The organism is Paenibacillus sp. ClWae2A (assembly GCF_032452295.1).
Lineage (GTDB): Bacteria > Bacillota > Bacilli > Paenibacillales > Paenibacillaceae > Paenibacillus.
This window is the reverse complement of sequence record NZ_JAULSQ010000001.1, coordinates 931828-945993: the sequence shown is the minus strand read 5'-3', so window position 1 is coordinate 945993 and position 14166 is coordinate 931828. Positions and strand designations below refer to the sequence as shown.

Annotated in this window: 11 protein-coding genes; all 11 read left to right on the top strand. The window is 49.8% G+C overall.

Going from position 1 to position 14166, the window contains the following annotated elements:
* Window positions 1-204 precede the first annotated feature (204 nt).
* Entirely contained in the window at window positions 205-1827 is a 1623-nt protein-coding gene (locus QVE09_RS03855; protein ID WP_315935756.1) for a PucR family transcriptional regulator, read from the top strand.
* Between the two features lie 239 nt (window positions 1828-2066).
* Window positions 2067-3572, top strand: coding sequence for a factor-independent urate hydroxylase (gene pucL / locus QVE09_RS03850; protein ID WP_315935755.1), 1506 nt, complete (start codon window positions 2067-2069; stop codon window positions 3570-3572).
* A complete protein-coding gene (uraH, locus tag QVE09_RS03845) occupies window positions 3572-3949 on the top strand; it encodes a hydroxyisourate hydrolase (protein ID WP_315935754.1) in 378 nt (125 codons plus the stop codon). The genes pucL and uraH overlap by 1 nt, the downstream gene beginning before the upstream one ends.
* Before the next feature lie 43 nt (window positions 3950-3992).
* A complete protein-coding gene (gene allB / locus QVE09_RS03840; RefSeq protein ID WP_315935753.1) occupies window positions 3993-5396 on the top strand; it encodes an allantoinase AllB in 1404 nt (467 codons plus the stop codon).
* Window positions 5393-6700 (top strand): Zn-dependent hydrolase, encoded by a 1308-nt coding sequence (locus QVE09_RS03835; RefSeq protein ID WP_315935752.1) that lies wholly within the window; start codon window positions 5393-5395, stop codon window positions 6698-6700. The genes allB and QVE09_RS03835 overlap by 4 nt, the downstream gene beginning before the upstream one ends.
* Window positions 6701-6706: 6 nt before the next feature.
* Complete coding sequence (locus QVE09_RS03830; protein WP_315935751.1) at window positions 6707-7948, top strand: pyridoxal-phosphate-dependent aminotransferase family protein; 1242 nt, start codon at window positions 6707-6709, stop codon at window positions 7946-7948.
* A complete protein-coding gene (gene ggt / locus QVE09_RS03825) occupies window positions 7942-9537 on the top strand; it encodes a gamma-glutamyltransferase (RefSeq protein ID WP_315935750.1) in 1596 nt (531 codons plus the stop codon). The genes QVE09_RS03830 and ggt overlap by 7 nt, the downstream gene beginning before the upstream one ends.
* A 137-nt stretch (window positions 9538-9674) precedes the next feature.
* The gene (locus QVE09_RS03820) at window positions 9675-10997 is read left to right on the top strand and encodes a 5'-deoxyadenosine deaminase (protein ID WP_315935749.1); all 1323 of its coding nucleotides are present in this window, start codon (window positions 9675-9677) and stop codon (window positions 10995-10997) included.
* Between the two features lie 42 nt (window positions 10998-11039).
* Window positions 11040-12320, top strand: a complete 1281-nt coding sequence (locus QVE09_RS03815) for an XdhC family protein (RefSeq protein WP_315935748.1) — start codon at window positions 11040-11042, stop codon at window positions 12318-12320.
* The gene (locus QVE09_RS03810; protein WP_315935747.1) at window positions 12286-12936 is read left to right on the top strand and encodes a nucleotidyltransferase family protein; all 651 of its coding nucleotides are present in this window, start codon (window positions 12286-12288) and stop codon (window positions 12934-12936) included. Before QVE09_RS03815 ends, QVE09_RS03810 begins: the two co-directional genes overlap by 35 nt.
* A 287-nt stretch (window positions 12937-13223) precedes the next feature.
* Window positions 13224-14138 (top strand): FAD binding domain-containing protein, encoded by a 915-nt coding sequence (locus QVE09_RS03805; RefSeq protein ID WP_315935746.1) that lies wholly within the window; start codon window positions 13224-13226, stop codon window positions 14136-14138.
* The last annotated feature ends 28 nt before the right edge of the window (window positions 14139-14166 follow it).

Genomic DNA, 14166 nt, shown 5'->3' with positions numbered 1-14166 from the left:
TTACAGGAAAGTACGCTGTAATTAGGTCATAGGTTTTATTTTTTTTGCCATGTAAGCTTTATTCAGAAAAATGATGTTATAATACTTAACAACAAATAAAAGTTAAACGACTGAATATGGATTTAATTCGAAAAATAATGCGAAATTTAGTTATAGTAATCAGAATGACATAATATGGTGTTATATATATGGGAGGTAGTGTCCATGCAACTTACGGTTAAAGAGGCTTTACAGGTATACCCGTTGTCAGAGGCCAAACTGGTTGCGGGTGGAGAAGGGACTTCACGGATGATGAAATCCGTTAATGTCATGGACGCTCCTGATATCGCGGATTGGATCAAATCTGGAGAAATGTTGTTCACCACCGCTTTTATTATGAAAGACAGTGAAACAGATGCACTACGTTTGATGCGACGCTTGAATGAACGTGGCTGTGCAGGACTCGGCATCAAGCTGGGACGTTTCTGGCAGTCCATTCCCCAGGGTATTGTCGAGGAAGCTGATCGACTTCGGTTGCCACTCCTTGAACTTCCTTTTCAATTCACCTTCTCGGACCAGATGAATGCCTTGTTCAAAGCTGAACATGAACGCAGTAACCGGTTATTGCATGAAGTCGTGCAGAAGCAAAAGAAATTAATGCAGTTTGCACTGCAACAGCAGCCACACAGGAATGTGTTTGCCGAACTTGCCACAGTGTTGAACTATCCGCTTGCCGTCATTGGTTCTCGTGGGCATGTGCTCTATGGGAGCGAAGGCATTGCGGGAGATGCGGTAACACAGGGTTGGCCTTGGAAATCCGTCATGCACCGAGTGAAATGGAATCAGGGAAGTTGTCATCGCGTACCCATCAAGCAAAATGATGAAGAATACGGATCGTTGCTTGTGTTTACCGATTCAGCCCTATCGCTTCGGGCAGAGGAAGAATTGTTCCAACAGGCTGCCGATGTACTGGCATTTTATATGGATATGACTTATCGTGAGCATATTAATCCGACCGTGCAAGATGAGATGCGTACACTGCTTTCACAGTATCTGGATAACAAAATGACCATTCAGGAATTGACCACTTTGAGTGAAAACAAAGGTGTGCATCTGTTCCAGGGAACTTATCAGTGCGTACTGATTACGCTTGAGCCGACTCTGTTTGCCGAGGGGAAGCTGCTTAAACAGATTCATCGTGAGTTGCAATACAATCCGCTGATGCAATTCACGGCCTCACAGCATTTTCAGATCGAAGATGGCATTCTGTCCATCTATACCTGTCCAACAGGGCGAGATTATGGAGAGGAACTGTCAGGTTTTCTGTTAAGCCGTTTCGGTGATGTTCTGGCTGCACAAGAAGCAAAAGGGGCACCGGCTCCTCGCTTCTGGATCAGCAAAATGAAACATGAACCCAAATCGCTCCGTGAAGCATACCAGGAGTGTCTGGATACGCGACAACTGGCTCGTCGGTTCGGCATGAAAGACCGTGCGTTGCAATTTGAAATGCTCGAATTTGCCTATGTGTTCCAACACGTACCGGATAACATTATGGAGAACTACTGTAATAAAGTACTCGAACCACTGCTTGCCAGGGACGGTGATCCCAATCAGGTTTTGATGAATACATTGGAGTCCTTTATCGAGAATGATGGACTGATCAATGAAGCTGCCAAGCAACTGTTTGTGCATCGCAACACGGTCACTTATCGGATGGAGAAAGTCGGCAGCTTGCTGCAAATGGACTTTAAGAAAACGAATGATCTGCTTAAATTAAAGCTGGTATTTACCTTCCGCAAGTTCGTGCGGGACAAAGCAGCTGCAAGACCGCACAATGTCCAACTCTAGACCGAACATTGTGCAACACGACAATGCTACCCGGTCAGACCCCCATGAACCGCATTCCCTTGATGGAGTGCGGTTTTTTCATGTTTAAGGGCAACCAAAGCTAAACTTCCCGTGCACAGCAAACAAATCGCAACTCTGATGTTATGTTATATTACAAAATTGCGTAAATATTGTTGTCGCGACATTGAACGACACTTAGAATGAAGAACAATAATCCACAACAGACCGGAGGTTCTAACATGAGCGACTTAATTAAACTTGTTAACAACTGGTCTATCACGCAGTTTGTGCATACGTTTGGCGGCTTATTCGAGGAATCACCATGGGTGGCTGAGGGTGCCGGGCTTTTACGACCTTTTGATTCATTTGAACAGATGATGAAAGTGATGAAAAACGTGGTTCAGGCATCGGATGACCAGGTGAAGTTGCAGTTGCTTCGAAATCACCCGGACCTTGGAGCAAGAATCAGCATGAGCAGCAACTCCGTTCAGGAGCAAGCTGGTGCAGGGCTTGATTCACTCTCACAAGAGCAATACAACGAACTTCAACAATTAAACAAAGCATATACAAGCCAATTTGGCTTTCCTTTCATATTGGCCGTTAAAGGCCATACCGCAAGCTCCATCCTTGAGTCCATGAGGCAACGGCATCGCCGAGGCAGGGAAGAAGAATTCGAGACTGCATTGAAGGAAGTCTTCAAAATTGCAGGCATTCGCTTGGAGCAGTGGCTTGCACAGATCGGTCATGAACATGAGTTCGTGAGCAAACCAGCCGCAGTGCAGCAGCGGACCATGTATTACGGCAAAGGGGATGTGTGGATGTACCGTTCCTACGCCAAACCGTTGACGGGTATTCAGTCCATTCCGGAATCTCCTTTTATGGGACGCAGCAATATTCTGTTTGGATTAAACATTAAGGTCGCTGTGCAGGGGGATGAATTCTTGCCTTCTTTTGCAGAAGGGGATAATTCGCTGGTGGTCGCAACCGATTCGATGAAAAATTTCATTCTTAAACATGCAGCGGATTACACAGGGGCGACGGTGGAAGGATTTCTTGCGCTGGTAAGTCGTCGTTTCCTGGAGACGTATCCGCAGATGAGCAAGGTTCAGATGACAGCGGACCAGATTCCTTTTGAAGATATACCCATTGGATTAGAAGGGAGTTATCGACCGAGTGCACTCGTATTTCGTTATTCGCAGAATGATCGTGCGACAGCTGCCGTGGAAGCGGAACGAACAGGAGACTCGATTGAACTCAGCAACCATTTCAGTGGTGTAGCCGATCTGAGACTGATCAAGGTCAAAGGCAGTGAGTTTGCCGGATTTATGCAGGATGAATATACCACTCTTCCAGAGACGTGGGATCGACCGTTATTTATTTTCCTGAACATCAATTGGCGTTATGAAGATCCGAGAGATGGCATGGATGATCAGCGTGGACGGTATGTAGCGGCGGAACAGGTCAGAGACTTGGCTGCTGCGGTATTTCATGAGTGTCGATCCGCTTCCATTCAACATCTGATCTACCAGATTGGACGAAGGTTGTTAAGCCGATTTGAGCAACTGAGTGAGGTTTCATTTGAATCCAACAATCGGACGTGGGAGACAGTGCTGGAGGAAGTGCAAGAGGGAGAAGGCAAAGTATTTACCGAGCCGAGACCACCTTATGGATTCCAGGGTTTCTCGATGACAAGGGATGATCTGGCAACAGACGGACGAGACTCCGGGAAAGAAGGTGACGTCTAATGTCGATATCTGGTGGGCGAATTACAACACATGTGCTGGATACATCCAAAGGCGTGCCTGCTGCGGGTGTTCGGATCGATCTGTATACCCTGAAGAGGGATGGAGAACAGGAAAGCAAGATAAAAGTGGCTGAGTCGGTGACCAATGCGGATGGACGTTTGGATGCACCACTGCTGGATGGAGGCAAGTTGGAGCCAGCGATATATGAGCTTCAATTCCATGTCGAGAGTTATTACGCACAGCGTTCGTTGGAGGAGCTGGGGCAGGCGTTATGGACGATTGTTCCAATTCGTTTTGCCGTATCTGATGCCTCAAGCCATTACCATATTCCATTATTGATTGCTCCAGGAGGTTACAGTACATACCGGGGAAGCTGAATATGCACACATCCGGTTCTGATTCAGGGGGAGGGTCATCCACATGACAACATTTGATACCATCATCCGGGGGGCCCGGGTGGTGCTGAGAGATCGGGTAGAGCAACTGGATATTGGCATTACTGGTGAAAAGATAACAGACATATCCACACGTCTGACCGCTGGTGAAGCAACTTGCATCATAGAAGCTGAGGGGCTTACAGTGATGCCAGGTGTAGTGGACATTCATGTACACTTCAATGAACCCGGACTCGCCAGTTGGGAGGGATTCCGATCTGGTTCGGCAGCCCTTGCCGCAGGGGGAATCACGACCTATGTCGATATGCCGCTTAACGGCGTACCGCCAACTACAAGACCGGACGCATGGGAGATGAAAATGAAAGCAGCAACAGAACAATCGTATGTTGATTATGCCTTCTGGGGAGGTTTGGTTCCCGGTAACCGAGATGAACTTGCTCCACTGGCACAGCTAGGGGCTGCGGGATTCAAGGCATTTATGTCCGAGCCGGGTGGAGATGGGGAAGACATCTTTGCCAGAGCTGATGACCATACGCTGCTGGACGGGATGAAAGAACTTGCAACATTAAACCGTGTGCTGGCACTTCATGCAGAGGACGAAGGCATCGTTGCCGAACTTGCTACGAGAAGCATTGCTGAGGGAAAGACTGAGCCGATGGATTATATCCGGTCTCGTCCTGTGGAAGCTGAAGTCGTCGCGGTTGCTCGAGCGTTGAAATACGGTGAACAGACCGGGTGTGCACTGCATTTTGTGCATATTAGCACCCGGGAAGCGTTAGATCTGATTGCAGCAGCCAAACGGCGTGGGCAAGACGTAACTTCGGAGACATGCCCTCACTATCTGACGCTGATCGAACAGGATGTGGTTCGATTAGGTGCTGTAGCGAAATGCGCACCACCGCTTCGCAGCTCTTCTGAGCAGGAGCAGTTATGGGATGCACTGACGTCCGGATTAATTGATGTTATTGCTTCGGACCATTCTCCATGCCCGCCATCCATGAAACAATCTGATAACTTCTTCGAAATCTGGGGTGGCATATCCGGTGCACAAAGCACACTGCTAATCATGCTGGAGGATGGACATCTTCAGCGTAATATCGACCTCCCGTTGCTCGGAAGAGTGCTCTCCCTTCAGCCCGCCAGAAGGCTTGGTCTGGAGAACAAAGGAGAGATTGCGATTGGCAAGGATGCAGATCTGGTCCTGATTGATTGGGAGAAGAGCACAACCCTGAACACGGAGGATCTTCATTATACTCATAAACAAAGCCCTTACGTGGGACGTACATTTAACTGTCAAATTGCAGACGTATATTGCCGTGGGCAGCGTGTCTACAACTCGGAATCCGGGTTATCTCCTGTGCCTATCGGGCAACACATTGCGGCTTATTCTTCTAGTCCCATCGAAACGGGAACGGAGGAGACGTCATGACGGAGTCTGGAGTATACCGGTCATCCGGCACCAACAACGCACCGCTTCCTTTGCCAAATGTGGAACAGGTGGAGCTGCAAGCCATGCTTGATTGGCTGTCGACATATGGTGCGGATGCACAGGGTGGCGTCACACGACTGTTGTATGACTCGGCTTGGTGTGAAGCACAGCATGCCCTCGCAGCCAAGATGCAGGAGAAAGGACTTTCTCCCGAGTTCGACCAGTCCGGTAATCTGTATGGCACACTGAAGGGCGAGGGTGAGAAATCAGCGACTGGTGCTGAAGAATTACCGATCGTGACCGGATCACATATGGATACCGTGGTGTATGGTGGCAAATATGATGGTGCTTACGGTGTGGTAGCGGGAGTCCTGGCATTGGAGTATTTGCAGAAGCATTTCGGAGCACCGAAGCGCACACTTCAAGTGGTATCGTTATGCGAAGAAGAGGGAAGTCGCTTTCCTTTTGCGTATTGGGGTTCACGCAGTATAACTGGAATAACGTCTCTGGAAGATGTAGAGCATTTGAAGGATCAAGACGGCGTTACATTTGCACAAGCGATCCGGGATGCGGGTTTTGGACCTGATAGTGCATATAGACCTGCTGCTAAAAATTATGGTGCCTTTATTGAGCTTCATATTGAGCAAGGTCAGGTTCTGGAACGTCTCGAACACTCGATTGGAGTTGTATCCGACATTGTAGGTCAGAAGCGGTTCAGTATTACCGTAAGCGGAGAAGCGAATCACGCGGGGACGACGCCGATGTCCTGGCGCAAGGATGCACTTGCCGGAGCAGCCGAGATGATTGCTGCAGTAAGGAATATCGCATTGGAAGCAGGAGAACCGTTGGTAGCCACAGTTGGGCGAATCACAGCTGATCCGGGCGTTGGAAATGTGGTTGCAGCACGGGCGGTATTTTCACTGGATATCCGCCATATTCGGCAGGAAAGTATTGATCGCTGCTGGCAGGATATGCTTCAGGCTTTTAGTCGGATTGCAGCCGAGCAGCAGCTTGGACTGGACTGGGAAGAACATCTGTCAGTGGCGCCCATTCCTATGAATGCAGAGATGATCTCGGACATTCAAGATATCTGTGAGCAGGAGCAATTGTCCTATTGGCCAATGCCAAGCGGCGCGGGACATGATTCGCAGATTTTTCAGCCGGCTTGTCCGACGGCCATGATCTTTGTGCCGAGCCAGGACGGTATTAGTCATAATCCACTTGAATATACAGCTGAAGCAGACCTGATGCACGGTTTTCGGGTTCTGGTCCGGCTACTCTATAAATACGGTTACGGGAGTTGAATGAAGATGTCCAACTATAAAGAATTATCTCCGTCCTTGCGGACCATTATGACCCCGGGCCCCGTTGAGGTTGATCCGCGTGTGCTCAGAGCATTATCTTTTCCGATCCTAGGTCAGTTTGACCCGGAGTTCACATCCTTAATGAACGAGACGATGGCAATGCTGCGAGAGTTATATATGACAGATAACGAGTGGTGTTATCCAGTTGATGGTACATCCCGTTCAGGCATTGAAGCGGTGTTGGTTAGTCTGATCCAGCCCGGTGACAAAGTTCTCGTCCCGATCTATGGACGATTCGGACATCTGCTGGTTGAAATCTCGGAACGCTGTGGTGCCGAGGTTGTCTTTTTTGAAACGGAATGGGGAACGGTATTTGATCCGGAAGAGGTGATCAAGGCGATTCATACCCATAAACCAAGTCTGGTTGCTATGGTTCATGGTGAGACTTCCACCGGTCAGATGCAGCCCCTTGCGGAGATTGGCAAAGCCTGTCGCGACCTTGATATTTTACTCGTTGTGGATGCTGTGGCAACCATTGGCGGGACCCCGGTGGAGACGGATGCCTGGCATCTGGATGCGGTGATGGGCGGAACGCAGAAATGCCTGTCCGTTCCTTCAGGCATGGCACCTCTTACGTACAACAGTCGTGTGGAACAGAAGCTGATGAGCCGCAAAACAGTTGAACGCGGACTCCGAGACGCAACCAGTGCGCGGGCAGAAGGCCGCACGATTGCCAGCAATTATTTTGACCTGAGCCAATTGCAGGATTACTGGAGTTCAGCACGGTTGAACCACCATACGGAGGCCACCTCCATGCTCTACGGTCTCCACGAAGGATTACGCATTCTGCTGCAAGAAGGATTGGAGGCTAGGTTCCAGAGACATCTGGTGAATGAACGTGCGTTGGTCGCTGGAATTCAAGGAATGGGACTGCAACTGTACGGGGATATTTCCAGCAAACTTCCGGTGGTCACTTGTATCACGATTCCTGAGGGGATCGATGGCGAGTCGGTGCGCAGCATGTTGCTGAACGATTTCAGCATTGAGATTGCCAGTTCATTCGGACCGTTGAAAGGGCAAATCTGGCGGATCGGTACAATGGGATTCAGCTGCCAACGCAAAAATGTACTTCATGTGCTGGGAGCGCTGGAAGCTGTTCTTCTCCGTCATCGTTACGTATTACCAGCTGGTGAAGCGGTGCAGGCAGCGATGGATGTGTATGCAGGAAAGGAGGGTGCTTTATGTTAAACCAGATGCCAATCTCCAGGGAGGTCATGGTCACCTCTCCTCATTATCTGGCGAGTGCAGTGGGAAGCTCCATCCTCCAGCAGGGCGGGAATGCTTATGATGCTGCTGTTGCGGTCAGTGCAGCGCTGGGTGTGGTATATCCGCATATGACCGGACTTGGAGGAGATGCCTTCTTCCTGATTCATGACGGAGCCAGCGGTGAGATTACCGCCTATAACGGAAGTGGCCGCTCAGCCGCAGGCATTCATGCAGATACGTTCAAAGCGATGGGCATGAATGCGATCCCTCAGCGCGGTGTGCTTAGTGCCATTACGGTTCCGGGAATGGTGGATGCCTGGTGGGAAGTCTGGTCCCGGTACGGTAAGTTACCGTGGGAGCAACTGCTTGAACCTGCCGCGCAGTATGCGGAAAAAGGATGCCCTGTATCCCGGAATCTCCGCTTGTGGATGGAAAGGGACGAAGATTTCATAATGGGGCATACACCGCTACGAGCGGTATTTGCGCCTTTGGGTACACTTTTGCAGGAAGGCGAGTTGCTGATCCAGCCTGAGCTTGCTACCTCCATTCGTCTGATTCAGACGGAAGGACGAGATACTTTTTATACAGGAGAGCTTGCGGATCGTCTGACTTCGGCTATTCGTGAGGATGGGGGCATGCTTGCACCAGTGGACTTTGCGGGTCATCGGGGAGAGTGGGTGAAACCGGTCAGTACGGGGTATCGTGGCTATGAAGTCCATCAGATGCCGCCCAACTCTCAGGGATTCTCGATGCTGATGATGTTAAATATGCTGGAGCATACGGATCTGTCCTCTGTGGCGCGCACGTCACCGGAATTCTATCATCTGATGGCGGAAGTGGTTAAAAAGGCGTTTCGTGATCGTGATCGTTATCTGACGGATCCGGATTTCAGGGACATTCCGCTGGATCATCTGTTATCCAAGGGTTACGGAGACCAATTGTGGAATGAGATTCAGTCTGCTCCACCTGTGGCACAGCCGTTTTTGTCCAAAACAATAGGTCAGGACACGGCGTATGCAGCGATTGTTGATAGCGAAGGCAATGCCGTTTCATTCATCCAAAGCCTGTATTTTGACTTCGGTGCAGCCTACGTTCCAGGGGATACGGGGGTTATCATGCAGAACCGGGGGTCGTTTTTCTCCTTAGATCCGAGGGATGCCAATGTTTTGGAACCCAACAAACGCTCATTCCACACCCTCATGCCGGGCCTCGTTACACGAGATGGTAAACCTTATATGCTCGTGGGTACGCAGGGAGGAGAAGGCCAGCCACAAACACAATTATCGGTGCTTACCGGAGTGCTAGATTACGGGCTGAACATTCAGGAAGCGATCAGCCTGCCGCGTTGGGTGTACGGACGTACCTGGGGCGAAGAAGGTGATACGATGCGTGTGGAGAACCGATATCATGATGACGTATGTGCAACCCTTGCCCAGTGGGGACATAACGTTGAAGCCAGAGCGCCGTGGGACGGGATTATGGGACAGTCGCAAGGCATTGTCATTCGTGAGGACGGCATGATTAGCGGCGCGGCAGATCCGAGAGGCGATGGCATGGCTATTGGGTGGTAACAGCTATAAGAACACTTATAAACTCAACTAGATATTTACACGATAACAGCGGTCGGAAGGTTAGTCTGTAATCGGAGTGCAGGTGTAAATAGGTATGAGTTGAACGATATAGACAGACACAGATAGGGGAGATTGGCATGGGAACGATCCTGCTGAAGGGCGCACAGCTTGTGACGATGAATGCAGAAGAGGAAGTGTTCATTGGAGATCTGTTAATCGAGGATAACAAAATCAAGGAGATTGCAGCGCACATCGACGTTCAGGCTGACCAAATTATTGATGCTCGCGGTAAAGTGCTGTTGCCAGGTTTCATCCAGACGCATATTCATCTGTGTCAGACCTTGTTCCGTGGACGTGCGGACGATCTGGAACTGATGGATTGGCTTCGTCAACGTATCTGGCCGTTGGAAGCAGCGCATGATGAGGAGTCCGTGTATTATTCGGCAATGCTCGGATTGGGCGAATTGATCTCCAGCGGAACCACAACCATTCTGGATATGGAGACGGTACATCACACGGACTCGGCGTTTCAGGCGATGGCACAGAGCGGCATCCGGGTCATCTCCGGCAAGGTGATGATGGATCATGGAGACGAGGTTCCAGAGCCCCTGCGTGAGAATACAGCAACTTCGCTGCAACAAAGTGTGGATCTGCTGGAAAAATGGAACGGGTTTGGCGGCGGACGCATTCAATATGCTTTCTGTCCACGCTTCGTTGTATCGTGTACCGAAGAATTGCTGGTAGAGGTGCGCGACCTGTCGAATAAATATCATGTCAAAGTCCACACCCATGCCTCCGAGAATCGTGGAGAAATCGAACTGGTAGAACACGAACGCGGAATGCGTAACATCGTATACCTCGATCATATTGGGCTGGCTACCCCAAGATTGGTGCTGGCCCACTGTGTATGGCTGAGTGAGGAAGAGAAAGAGATCATCCGCAAACGTGGTGTCAAAGTCACTCACTGTCCAGGATCAAATATGAAACTTTCCTCCGGGGTAGCGGATATTCCGGATCTGCTGAATCGTCAGATCGCGGTTGGAATCGGGGCCGATGGTGCCGCGTGCAACAACAATCTGGATATGTTTCAGGAGATGCGCCTCACAGCGTTGATGCAGAAGATTCCTCATGGCCCAACGGTGATGGATGCCCGGACCGTATTGCGTATGGCTACCATGGGTGGTGCAGAGGTGCTTGGCTTGTCAAAAGAAATTGGCAGTCTCGAAGTGGGCAAAAAGGCAGATATGCTGCTGCTGGATCTGGATGATTTCCACACGTACCCTTCCTATGAGACGGATGTCTATTCCCGCGTAGTATATTCTGCAACTAGAAGCTGTGTGGACACCGTTATTATTGACGGAAGTATCGTACTCAAGAATCGCAAGATTCAGACGATTGATCGTGGCATTGTGCTGCGTGAGTCGGATAAAAGCATTGCGAGATTGATGAAGCGCATCTGATCAAAGGCAGCTTATGCGATTCCAGAAAGGACGGAGACCGATATGGAAATGCATGATCTGTGTGCAATCGCAGCCCGTGACACGCGCTGCGTGCTCGCAACGGCGATCAAGGTAGAGGGTCATGCTTACCGTAAGCAGGGAGTCTCTATGCTGTTGACCGAGGATGGCCAAATGGTTGGCAGTATCAGTCCGGGATGTCTGGAGAGTGATCTTCAGGCCCGGGTGAGCCGTGTGCTGGATACAAACCAGATGGAATTCGCGGAGTACGACATGCGTCCCGAGGATGATCTGTCCTGGGGTGAGACGGTTGGCTGCGGTGGACTCGTTGTTGTGCTGCTTGAACCTGTGTGTGGTGAACTCCGATATACGTTACAGAAGATGCATGAGTGTTTTCAATCCGGCGTTGCAACAGCGTTAACCCGAACGTTCCAAAATGATTATACGAAGGTTCAATATGGATGGAAACGGATTGAGCCTACGGGAAAGGGGCACGAGCCAGTCTTGCGTCCTTCGCTCGTCCCTCCTCATTATCGCGTGGCGGATTATAATCCAGCTTCATTGCAGGTTAATGTACAGCATAGCAGTGGAAATACCAAGCATGAACATACGGGATCAACACAACATTCTCCGGATATACCTCACCTTATGCTTGTACCTGAAGTGGTACCTGCTACGTCAAATGGAACTCACTCTTCCCATCTATCCGGTGATTCACAACAAATCTCTGAGTCTGATGCTGAAATAACGACAAACGATACGGTTTCAACGAATCCCTGGGATCTTCCGCAGCAACTTACTTCGCTGTACACGCCCAAACCTCGCCTGATTATCATCGGAGCCGGGAATGATGTTATTCCTGTTGCCAGACTCGCCGGGTCTGCAGGATTCCGAGTAGTTGTAGCCGATTGGCGAGAGTCCTTATGCACCTCGGAAAGGTTCCCTGAAGCTGAACTTGTACTTGGTTTCCCATGTGAGATTATGCCTTTGTTAAACGTGCACAACGCAGATTATTTGATTTTAATGAGTCACCATTTTCCCCGCGAACGTGAACTGTTAGAGATGTTAGTGGACTGTGAGTACGCGTATCTTGGCATCATGGGTTCCAAAACACGAACAGCCCGTCTGCTGGATGGCTTACCACCGTTGAAATATGTGCATTCTCCCGTTGGTTTGAGCATCGGAGCAGACGGTCCCGAACAGATTGCCATCAGCATTGCAGCGGAATTGATCGCATGTAAACATAAGGTTTCTTCCTTGAGTTCTGAGTTGCAGAAGGGGAGCGTTGCACATGCGAATGACGGGCATAGTTCTGGCAGCAGGTAAGAGTCGTCGCCTTGGTCGGGATAAACTCTCGGTTGTCATGCCTGACGGGAGGTCCCTGGCTGCATGGTCACTAGAAGCTGCGCTGAATTCGGAGCTGGATCAAGTGATCTGTGTGGTCAAACCGGAAGATTCGTTGGCGTGGCTGCCTGTAAAATGGTTTGATTCTGCCACGTATGCCTATCATCCCACAGCGAGACTTCGAATTGTGGTCTGTGCTGACTATGTCCGCGGCATGGCCAATTCTCTTCATTCTGGCGTATTGTCCGCCATGGAATACAAACCGGATGGCATTCTCATGTTACTGGGGGATCAGCCTTTATTAAAAACGCAGGATATCAATCGTGTGACCACAGCATTGGCTACCCACAAGCTGTGTGACTATGTCGCAGCTACCGACGGTGAGGGAGGTAAGCCACCCGTTGCTTTTCGCTCCCATATGTTCGGCCCTCTGTTGTCCTTGCATGGAGATGAGGGGGCACGCAAGATTATGCGCAGCGCTAACTATTCAGGTGTACATGTGCCACTGTCTGAGACTAGTTTCTGGGATGCGGATACAGAACCGGAATTGGAACGCATTTTGAATCATGTATTTGAATCAGAGCAGACAGACTCATGAACAGGAGAAGATTAATGACTATGTATAATTTAATTACATGATCAGGTCAGCCAGGCAGTCTGGTTGGCCTTTTTGTCTTCTTTTCACGTAGGGTGAAAAAGAATTCATGTTAGCTTTTGATAGATAATAAAGCATCAAGCACAAATAGTACGCGGGTTTTATACATTTATCCAAAACGATGTGAAGGTAATTGACGTTGCTGCTGAACTCTCATATGATTTGAAGAATTATCTGGATCAGACGGTTGAATTTCCTGCCCATGGAAGAGAGAGAAAGGGGATGCAGCGATGGTAACACCGGCATACGGTTCTGGAGCCATGCCATCGGTATGGCAGCCTGAGAATCTGCAAGAACTGCAAACGTTAAGAAGAAGACTCAAGGGAATATGTTGTTTCACGGCAGGCGGAACATTGCTGCGAACCCAGTGGGAGGGCGGCTTGGTTCCAGCGCCTGAACATATGATTAGTCTGGCTCGTATTCCTGAAATGAGCGGTATATCTATTCGTGGAGATGAGATGGTCATTGGAGCAATGACCCGATTAAAGGAATGTGCTGCACAAGCGTTGCTGCATCAACTGCCGATCCTGCAAGAAGCGGTGAATGCAATTGCGGCTCCTTCCATTCGAAATGTGGCAACCATTGGCGGGAATATTGTATCTGGAGTGGGTGATACGTTGCCTGCTTTGCTTGTATATGATGCAAAGCTGCACTGGTTGACGGACAACGGCATTGAGATCCGCAGTGTGTCATTCTGGCTTCGAGGTGGACGGGATGGAAGTCGGAATCCAGGTGATGTGTTGATTTCCATTCATATTCCGATGAGACCGTCCTCTCTGCTTGATGTGGACAGTGAGCACAGGCCTGCTGCACGAGAAGTTTCCTTTTACCGCAAGTTGGGTCGACGGGAGACGTTCAGTGCATCGCTGGTGACGGTTGCGTTGTATGGAGAGATTAATTCGGATAAATGCTGGACCAAGATTGCGATTGCGGCTGGTGGAGGCTCAGGCATGGCGATGCGACTTCTGGAGTCGGAACAACAGCTTCTTGGTAGCGAAGCTTCTGTCATGCAAGCGGCGACTCTTGTAGCTGCTGTGGCTGCCGAATTTACGACCTATGGCGATGCATTTGCAACAGAACATTATCGCAAACAGACCGCGGGCAACATGCTTGGTGCCGGGCTATGGGAGGCACTTCACGAATAGAAGACTTCGATCAAGCAAAGGGGGAGAG

Coding starts and splice junctions, on each gene's coding strand:
- QVE09_RS03855 (WP_315935756.1), top strand. CDS start 205: ATGCAACTTACGGTTAAAGAGGCTTTACAGGTATACCCGTTGTCAGAG.
- pucL (WP_315935755.1), top strand. CDS start 2,067: ATGAGCGACTTAATTAAACTTGTTAACAACTGGTCTATCACGCAGTTT.
- uraH (WP_315935754.1), top strand. CDS start 3,572: ATGTCGATATCTGGTGGGCGAATTACAACACATGTGCTGGATACATCC.
- allB (WP_315935753.1), top strand. CDS start 3,993: ATGACAACATTTGATACCATCATCCGGGGGGCCCGGGTGGTGCTGAGA.
- QVE09_RS03835 (WP_315935752.1), top strand. CDS start 5,393: ATGACGGAGTCTGGAGTATACCGGTCATCCGGCACCAACAACGCACCG.
- QVE09_RS03830 (WP_315935751.1), top strand. CDS start 6,707: ATGTCCAACTATAAAGAATTATCTCCGTCCTTGCGGACCATTATGACC.
- ggt (WP_315935750.1), top strand. CDS start 7,942: ATGTTAAACCAGATGCCAATCTCCAGGGAGGTCATGGTCACCTCTCCT.
- QVE09_RS03820 (WP_315935749.1), top strand. CDS start 9,675: ATGGGAACGATCCTGCTGAAGGGCGCACAGCTTGTGACGATGAATGCA.
- QVE09_RS03815 (WP_315935748.1), top strand. CDS start 11,040: ATGGAAATGCATGATCTGTGTGCAATCGCAGCCCGTGACACGCGCTGC.
- QVE09_RS03810 (WP_315935747.1), top strand. CDS start 12,286: ATGCGAATGACGGGCATAGTTCTGGCAGCAGGTAAGAGTCGTCGCCTT.
- QVE09_RS03805 (WP_315935746.1), top strand. CDS start 13,224: ATGGTAACACCGGCATACGGTTCTGGAGCCATGCCATCGGTATGGCAG.